At 48.5% G+C, this 8,459-nt stretch carries 11 protein-coding genes; 6 read left to right on the top strand and 5 right to left on the bottom strand.

What is annotated here, in order from left to right:
• The 4 genes from A3751_RS12910 to A3751_RS12920 form a co-directional block, all read right to left on the bottom strand.
• The coding region (locus tag A3751_RS12910; RefSeq protein WP_068456667.1) for a methyl-accepting chemotaxis protein at positions 1–1,309 on the bottom strand (1,309 nt) is incomplete at its 3' end.
• Positions 1,310–1,346: 37 nt separating this feature from the next.
• Positions 1,347–1,589: a hypothetical protein gene (locus A3751_RS22860; RefSeq protein ID WP_197466328.1), complete on the bottom strand. Its 243-nt coding sequence runs from the start codon at positions 1,587–1,589 to the stop codon at positions 1,347–1,349.
• Positions 1,582–1,905, bottom strand: a complete 324-nt coding sequence (locus tag A3751_RS22865) for a hypothetical protein (protein ID WP_068544199.1) — start codon at positions 1,903–1,905, stop codon at positions 1,582–1,584. Before A3751_RS22865 ends, A3751_RS22860 begins: the two co-directional genes overlap by 8 nt.
• Before the next feature lie 91 nt (positions 1,906–1,996).
• Entirely contained in the window at positions 1,997–2,509 is a 513-nt protein-coding gene (locus A3751_RS12920) for a MarR family winged helix-turn-helix transcriptional regulator (RefSeq protein ID WP_068456670.1), read from the bottom strand.
• Between the two features lie 306 nt (positions 2,510–2,815).
• Here A3751_RS12920 and ectA point away from each other — a divergent pair, with 306 nt between their 5' ends.
• The 6 genes from ectA to A3751_RS12950 all read left to right on the top strand — a co-directional run bounded on the left by ectA (position 2,816) and on the right by A3751_RS12950 (position 8,173).
• Positions 2,816–3,358: a diaminobutyrate acetyltransferase gene (ectA, locus tag A3751_RS12925; protein ID WP_068456673.1), complete on the top strand. Its 543-nt coding sequence runs from the start codon at positions 2,816–2,818 to the stop codon at positions 3,356–3,358.
• Positions 3,359–3,422: 64 nt separating this feature from the next.
• Entirely contained in the window at positions 3,423–4,730 is a 1,308-nt protein-coding gene (gene ectB, locus A3751_RS12930) for a diaminobutyrate--2-oxoglutarate transaminase (protein ID WP_068456676.1), read from the top strand.
• A 105-nt stretch (positions 4,731–4,835) separates the two neighbouring features.
• Complete coding sequence (locus A3751_RS12935) at positions 4,836–5,255, top strand: ectoine synthase (RefSeq protein WP_068456679.1); 420 nt, start codon at positions 4,836–4,838, stop codon at positions 5,253–5,255.
• A gap of 144 nt (positions 5,256–5,399) precedes the next feature.
• The gene (locus A3751_RS12940) at positions 5,400–5,774 is read left to right on the top strand and encodes a hypothetical protein (RefSeq protein WP_068490246.1); all 375 of its coding nucleotides are present in this window, start codon (positions 5,400–5,402) and stop codon (positions 5,772–5,774) included.
• Complete coding sequence (locus A3751_RS12945) at positions 5,775–7,244, top strand: aspartate kinase (protein WP_068456686.1); 1,470 nt, start codon at positions 5,775–5,777, stop codon at positions 7,242–7,244.
• On the top strand, positions 7,229–8,173 hold the full coding sequence (locus A3751_RS12950; protein ID WP_197466329.1) for a hypothetical protein: 945 nt from the start codon (positions 7,229–7,231) through the stop codon (positions 8,171–8,173). The genes A3751_RS12945 and A3751_RS12950 overlap by 16 nt, the downstream gene beginning before the upstream one ends.
• 9 nt (positions 8,174–8,182) lie before the next feature.
• Here A3751_RS12950 and A3751_RS12955 read toward each other — a convergent pair.
• On the bottom strand, positions 8,183–8,459 hold a 277-nt coding region (locus tag A3751_RS12955; RefSeq protein WP_156492433.1), incomplete at its 5' end, for an SDR family oxidoreductase.

Below are 8,459 nucleotides of genomic sequence, written 5' to 3' on the forward strand. Positions count from 1 at the left end.
TGCGCTGAAGCATGTCGACCATTTGTTGAATTTCCTCGGTCGAGGTTTGTGTTCGCGAGGCAAGGGCTCTTACTTCGTCGGCAACAACGGCGAAGCCACGGCCTTGCTCTCCCGCTCTTGCTGCTTCAATGGCGGCGTTCAGTGCAAGTAGATTTGTTTGCTCCGCAATTCCTTGAATAACGCTAACCACTTCGTGAATTTTGTCGGTATCACTTTTAAGCTGTTCAATTTTTTCAGCTGCACCGCCAACATCCGCGGCGAGTTGATTGATGATGGACTGGGTATCAAGCACCACTTGAGTTCCGACAGCACTGTCTGATCCGGCTTGTTTCGCACTTTCAGACGTGTTGCTTGCGCTATGTGCCACCTCAGAAATAGAGGCGGACATTTCGGTGATCGCGGTCGCCATCGAATCCGTTTCGTTCAAAGTGTTCCGAGCGACAGCTTGATTGCTTTTTGCGCTGGTATCGAGCAGTGACGCTTGCTCGCTAACTTGATCTGTTTTGACGATGATATCGCTAATTAATCCACGTAAAGCAGCAATAAACTTGTTAACGGTTTTGCCGAGTTGGCCGAGCTCGTCATTGGTTCTAATGCGAACCTCGGTTCTTAGATCGCCGCCTGCGGTAGCGAGTTCGTTCAATACGTTATTCATCTCTCGAAGAGGGCGAATGACGAGTCGTGGCATTAGCCAGGCAATGCCACCGCAGATCATCAGTGCAATCACAAACACTGCAATGGTGGCCGCCTTTGAGTTCTTCATGGTGCTATAGGTCGCAGACGTTTCTTCGTTGAACGCGGCGTTGGTGTTAGAGATGATGGTATTCATCAAGCCGTTGAGCTTCTCGAAGCTTTCTGCGCCAGAGCCAAAACTCAGATCCATTGCGGTTCGCCTTCCTGCCCGAGTGTCGGCGACACGTTCTTGAATCACTTGCTCGCTGATCGGTTTCCACTTCGAGTACTGATTTATATAGTCACCAAATTGCTCTTTGAGTGCTGTGTTTGCATCAATCTTGCTGAATTCGTCCTTGAGTCTTGCGATGTTCTCTAACGACTCTCTATGTACCGATACATAGTTTTCAAAGTCTGCGGAGCCGGGTTTTAGAAATATGACACTGCGCTCTGCAACCACCGCGCGATACATGTTCCCGTCGATATCTTTAAGTATCTCCAAAGCGCTCATGTCTGCGACCATATGACCGACGCGCGATTGGATCTGCGTAAAGCTAACAACGGATAATATTGATATCGATGCAATGAGAACCGAGAGTATGCCCATTGCAATGAACAGTTTGATGCGCAATGTCATATGACCTTACCTCAATTTAAAAGAGTGATGCCGTCGCTTATTGGGCTTCTAAATCGTCTAGATTGATGCCGATGGTAATCGCGCCGATTGCGGTGCCACCATCCATTACCGGGACAGATACTTGAACTAAGTAAGCTTGAGCGCTTTCATCAAACTCGACGTCACCGATATGCACAGCGCCGGCTCCATCCTTGAACGACTCTTGCCACTTCGCCTCATCGCCTTGCCAGTAATCAGATGTTTTATTCGTCATCGCGACATTGGCACCCTGATTATCCATCAAAAATACTTCGAAAAAGTAAGGCTGTGTTTTTTCCAATTTGGCCAGCTCCTGAGCAGCAGGGCTTTCCATGATTGATGTCATGCCCGCTGCCATCTACGTTTCGCCACTCTGCATCGCGTGCTTTGATGTCATCGAGGGTCATCCCTTGATTGTTTTGCTCTGTGACTGCCGCAATCAAGGTTGCGTTCGTACCCCAAGATTTGAGCTCTGGAACAATATCATTAACGGCGTCAGGCGCTTTCTCAGCATGTACAACGGCGGCAAATGCCAGCATCAAGGTTGCGCAGGTCGTGCGAAAGAAATGTGTAGTCATGGCTGTCCCTCTTAATTGCTTATCAATTATGAATGCGTGAGCCATGACTTTAGTACAGAAAAACGGAAGGTCTAGTTCTTTGTCGGTAGGCCTAGCCTTCAGGGAAAAGGCTATCTAATTCTTTGGATGCGTCCTGTCGATCAATCGTACCGACATCGAGAACTGGTGAGGCATCAATGTGTTGAGCGTCCATCATTTGCGCGATGCGCTGAAGGCTTGATATCAACATGCTTTGTTCCCACTCATGTAAGTCATTGAACTGTCTCGCGAAGTGTTCTTGCAGTGGGGGCGGGGCATTGAGCGTCGCATTCTCGCCATCCTCTGTCAGGTGAACATGCACTTTTCGTTTGTCCTGAGTGGAGCGTTCTCGATAAACCAGTCCACGCTTTTCTAGCCGATCAAGAATGGTTGTTACCGTTGCTTGAGACAGGCTGATGTCGTTCGCGATTTTGCCGATGGTGACTTCATCATTATTGCGAATGGCATTAAGCAGTAGGATTTGAGGTGCTGTCAGTCCGGTGGTTTTAGATAATTGTTTCGAGTGTAAATCCGTCGCTCTGATGACTCTTCGTAAAGCGACGAGCACTTCTTCTACTTTGTTCATGATGTTCTCTCAGTCCATTCGTTGTTAGCTCAAAGCCCGAGCTACGGGGATTGACGCTGTAAAATCTGGGTGGAAAGAGTATAGGGCTAAGGGCGTACTTTGTTAAGCGCTCTAAAGTATCGACATCTAAGTAAAATACAGAGTAATAAAATGATAAGTGCGCCCGACGAGCCTTTGATTTTCTGTTCTCTAAGTATATTTTTGGTGTTAACTTGCTGAATTGAGCACTTTTTTTGACGTTTTGGTTGAATTTTTGATCATTATTCTTTAGTGTTGTAAATAATTTAACTCAAAGCAAAAAGGTGTATGAATTTAACGTTACGTAAACCGACCGCAGAAGACGGTTCGGCGATCCATGAGCTAGTTCAACTATGCTCGCCTCTCGATGAAAACTCTGTTTATTGTAATCTGCTCCAGGCCTCCTACTTTGCCGAGACCGCTGTTGTTGCAGAGGGTGATGGAAAGCTGCTTGGCTTCATTACCGGATTTGTCTCCCCTAAAGATCCTGAAGTGCTCTTTGTCTGGCAGGTAGCCGTCTCACCGGCAGCACGCGGTTTGGGTCTGGCTCTGAATATGCTTGAGCATCTAACGGCGCGTGTTCAAACGCAGGGTGTTCGTTTTATCGAAACAACGATTACCGATGACAACGCCGCTTCCTGGGCGCTGTTTCGGCGCTTTGCCGAAAACCGCAGTGCTGAGCTCGAGCACGCTCCTCACTTTTTATCTGTCACCCATTTTGCCGGGCATCACGAGACAGAGAATCTTCTTCGAATTGGCCCTGTTGCTGGGACTGTTGGCGCTTCTTCATTGTCGTCCGTTGCGGATGCACAGGAACCAGCAAGCGTCTGAGTCTGTTCGGTCGATCTTTATACCTAAATCTTATTTCAACTTTTAAACGATAAAGGAAACTCACATGAATATTTTTCAAGAAATAGAATCAGAAGTCGCAAGTTATGCACGCTCATTCCCAAAGGTTTTTCATAAGGCGAAGCTTGAGCACTTGTACGACAAGGACGGTAATCAATACCTGGATTTTCTGGGTGGAGCTGGAACTCTGAATTACGGCCATAACAATCCTAAGTTCAAGCAGGCACTCGTTGAGTATTTGATGGACGATGGCATTACCCATGGTCTCGATATGCATACCAAGGCCAAGGGTGAGTTTCTTGAGGCGCTGGACCAATACATTCTTAAGCCGCGTGATCTTGAGTACGTTGTTCAGTTTACAGGTCCTACAGGCACCAATGCCGTAGAAGCCGCGATGAAGTTGGCGCGCAATGTAACCGGTCGAGAGAATATTATTTCCTTTACCAATGGCTTTCATGGCGTAAGCCTTGGTGCGCTTGCGGCGACGGGGAATCAACATCACCGCGGTGCGGCAGGTACGAGCCTTCCCGGTGTTACAAGAATGCCTTTTGATGGCTATCTAGGGGACGAGCTTGATACCACCTATTACCTCGACAAGGTGTTAAGTGATAGTTCCAGTGGTATCGACAAGCCTGCAGCCGTTTTGGTTGAAACTGTTCAAGGCGAGGGCGGCATTAATGCCGCCAGTGCAGAATGGTTGCGTAATCTTGAGAAGGTGTGCCGCGCGCATGATGTGTTGTTAATTGTGGACGACATTCAAGCGGGTTGTGGGCGTACTGGACGTTTCTTTAGTTTTGAAGAAGCTGGCATCAAGCCGGATATCGTTACCCTGTCGAAGTCTTTGAGTGGCTACGGCTTGCCGTTTGCCATTGTCTTACTTAAGCCGGAGTTAGACCAATGGAAGCCCGGTGAACATAACGGTACTTTCCGCGGCAACAATCTGGCATTCGTGACGGCAAAAGCTGCGCTCGAGCATTATTGGTCTGACCGCAAGTTTGAACTTGAGGTGCAAACCAAGGGTCAGATTATCTCTCAACGCCTGAATGCGATTGCTCGTCAATACGGAGAAGGAAATTTTTACGTGAGCGGTCGAGGCATGATGCAGGGTTTGAACTGTATTGATGGCGAGCTAGCGAACAAAATTACCCAAGAGTGCTTCAAGCAAGGCTTGATCATCGAAACCAGTGGTGCTGATGGGCAAGTGATCAAAACGCTCTGCCCGCTCGTGATTACAGAAGAAAATCTCATTAAAGGCTTGGACATTATCGAAGCCGCCGTGAAGCGCATTTGTGCTAGCCACGACGAAATGCCTGAGGAAAATTGCTACTTCGATGATATTCGTCACGCCAGCTAATTCCAACATAGGTAATTAAGCCCGTTAAGCGAGGCTTAGACAAAATACACACTGCCGTGGACCTTACGTATGAGAGTGCGCCATGGCAGTCGAAAGGAGCAGAAAATGATAGTTAGAGATTTAGTAAGTGCTGATCAGGAAGGGCGTCGAATTGTATCGCCAGATGGTAACTGGGAGAGCACGCGAATGTTGTTAGCAAGCGACAACATGGGGTTTTCGTTTCATGTTACCAAGATCAATAAAGGTGCTGATTTTTTCATGCATTACCAAAATCACCTTGAAAGCGTGTATTGCATGCTCGGAACGGGTGAGATTGAAGACATTGCCACCGGTGAGGTGCACCCTATCGCCCCTGGCACGCTGTATATCTTAAACAAGCACGATAAGCACTACCTTCGTGCCAATGAAGATATGTATATGGCTTGTGTGTTCAATCCGCCGTTAAAAGGCACCGAGGTGCACAACGCAGATGGCTCTTATGAGCTTGAGGCCGAAGCACTTGTAGAGCCTCAGCTTGTCACATAAAGAGCCTCAGCTTGTTACATAAAGAGCCTCAGCTTGTCACATGAAGAGCATCAGCTTGTTCATAGAGCGTCTCTGCGTGCTACGTGATCAGTGCCTAGAGGTTTCAGAGAAACAGAAAACTCAACCCGAAAAGGTGTGAAGCCCATGAGTGTTGAGAAAAAGACAAGAACTATTCTAAACAGGGCGATGAGTGAAACGCTGGATACCAGCCGTTTTGAGCTGTTAAAAAAACAGATCGTTCAGCGTGCCGTCTTGTTACTGGTTTTGATCAACGAGAATGCGCGCACGAGTGAGGCTGATGCTAAGACAAACATGTTTGTCGTAGACGAGTCTGAAGCAGAGGGCTTAGTGATTGCGAAAAGCGAGCGTGAGCTGACATCGCTAGTACGCGCTCTTGTTTGGCTTGAGTCAACAAGCGCCGGTATGTGTGCGAACTGTTCAGAACCCATCAAGAATTTAAGTTTAGAAAAAGCGATCGACGACCGCTTATGTGAGCGATGCGTCAAGCACGGAGGTTAAATGCTGAAGCAGCATACTGTAGAAAAAATCGGCGGCACGTCAATGAGTGCCTATGAAGCAGTAAGAGATAATATTGTGTTATACCCGCTCAAAGGGCGGCCACTAGACTCTGAAACTGCGAAGGAACTCTATAACCGGGTCTTCGTCGTCTCTGCATATGGTGGGATTACGGACTTGTTGTTAGAGCCGAAGAAGTCGGGACGCCCCGGTCTTTTTCAGTTGTATTCGAGTGACAGTAGCTCCGGACAATGGCGGGAGATGTTGGCCGTTGTGCGTGAGGCGATGTATGCCAAAAACAGCGAGCTGTTTACAAACGAAAGCCAGCTTGAAGAAGCTAACTCGTTTATCGGTGCGCGTTTGGATCAGGCTGAGTCGTGTATGGCAGACCTGAAGAGCCTTTGCAGACACGGCCATTTTTCAATGCCGGATATGCTCGACTCTTTGCGTGAGATGCTCGCCTGCATTGGTGAGGCGCACAGCGCATGGAATACCGCTAAGCTACTTGGTAATGAGGGTATTCATGCCACGTTCGTCGATCTAACCGGCTGGTATGGTGACGAGAACTACGATCTTGATGAACTGATTAACAAGGCTTTTGACGGAGTCGACTTCTCAACAACGATGCCGATTGTTACCGGGTATGCACGAAGCAAAACGGGTTTGATGCAAATCTATGATCGCGGTTACAGCGAGATGACATTTAGCCGGATTGCTGTATTAACCGGGGCGCGCGAGGCCATCATTCATAAAGAGTTTCATTTAAGCTCGGCTGATCCGCGTGTTGTTGGTGAGCAGAATGCTGTTCCAATCGGTCGCACAAATTATGAGGTTGCCGATTACCTTGCGCTACTAGGCATGGAAGCAATCCATCCGAAAGCGGCAAAAGGAATGCGTCAGGCAGACATACCGTTAAGGCTCCGAAATACCTTTGAGCCTGAACACTACGGTACTTTAATTGATGGCGAATATGTCAGCGAGCAACCTCAAGTGGAGATTATTGCGGGTCGAAGCGATGTTTATGCGTTGGAATTTTTTGATCAGGATATCGCAGGTGAGCTGGTGCAGGCGAGTGAAGACTTGGCCTTCATATTAAAAAAATACGAGATCGATCTGCTCACTAAAGACTACAGCGCAAACGCGGTCACCTTGTATCTGGATGGTGAAGAGCAGCAACTAAAACGCCTTGCCGCTGATATTGCGAATCGCTATCCTGAGGCTGAAGTGTCGACGCAACGTGTTTCGATCGTGTCCATTTTGGGAACAGATATGAAAGAGCCTGGTATGTTGAGCAAGGCGGTGAGTGTGCTGGCGAGCAATAAAATCTCAGTACTCGCTGTGCAGCAGTCGATGCGTCAGGTTGGTATTCAGCTTGTTGTGTCGCACGATAAGTACGCGCAAGCTGTGCGCGCCTTGCACTCAGAATTGGTTGAGATACACGACCATGGGAGAGCTATATGTCTAGCATGCTGAGCAGCAAGCTCATCCGCTGCTTTATCGCTGTGAGTGTGTTAATGCTCACGGTGATCGCCTATGCAGAGGAGGCCGCAAACGGCGATCATTCTGCAGCCGATTCGTTTCGTGGCAAAGCGGTACAGGCGCCGGAAGATACAAAGCAGTATGCGAAAACGCTGGATAAAGCGATCTACTCGCCATTTGTTGAGCTGTACGTTCTGGAAGAGTTGAAGCAGCAGCGCGCAGATATGGCAAATATCAAGCACGAGCTTATGCAGCAGATACTGGATCGGGAACACAACTCCGTGGACAGAGCCGTGGCGTATGCAACGGACACCGTGACGTATTTTTTCTACTTAATTGCAGGAGCCAGTACCATCTTGCTTATTGTTGGTTGGAACTCGTTACGTGAAGTGAAAGACCGTGTTCATAGCCTCGCGGACGAAGAAATCTCCAAGCTCATTAATGAATATGAATCGCGGCTTGATATGATCGAGAAGCAACTTCATCAGAAGTCTCAGGTGATCGAAGAAAACAGAGAAGAAATAGAACTAACACAAGGTGTTCAATCGCTTTGGTTGCGTGCAGGGCAAGACCCGAATATCTCGAACCAGATAGAGATTTACGATGAGATTTTGAAGCTCAAGCCCGACGATTGTGAGGCGCTTACGTACAAAGCAGACGCCGTACTTGAGTTAGGTGAGCCGCAGTGGGCCGCGAATCTGTGTCACCAAGCCTTAAAGCTAGACGCCGAGAATGGGCATGCTTTTTATCAACTTGGGTGTGCTTACGCTGCCATGGATCATAAAGAGGAAGCGGTTCGCTACCTACAAAGAGCCCTAACCAAGCAAGAAAGCTATCGCGAAGCGATGTCGGAAGACCCCGCTCTCGCGCTACTGAGCGATTTTCAGCCTTTCAAAGACTTGTTAGACCCCAGCTCGACCTAGTCGCTGCGGCTATTTGAGATGACGGCCGCCGTCCAAATGGATTGTGCGGCCAGTGATATATCGGCTGGCTAACAAATATTCTACGGCTTCGATCGCGGCTTCGAACGAGCCCTCCCATGGTAAAACCGCTTTCTGTACGGCTTTTTTCTTGTAGGCCTCGTCATCGTCTTCATTGAACTTGAGTAGGGCAGGTGCAACCGCATTCACCTTCACCTCTGGCGCGCAGGCGGCGGCAAACGAAAGCGTTAGGTTTTCGAGAGCGGCCTTGCTTGCGGCGTAGGCAAAG

The organism is Oleiphilus sp. HI0080, assembly GCF_001635135.1.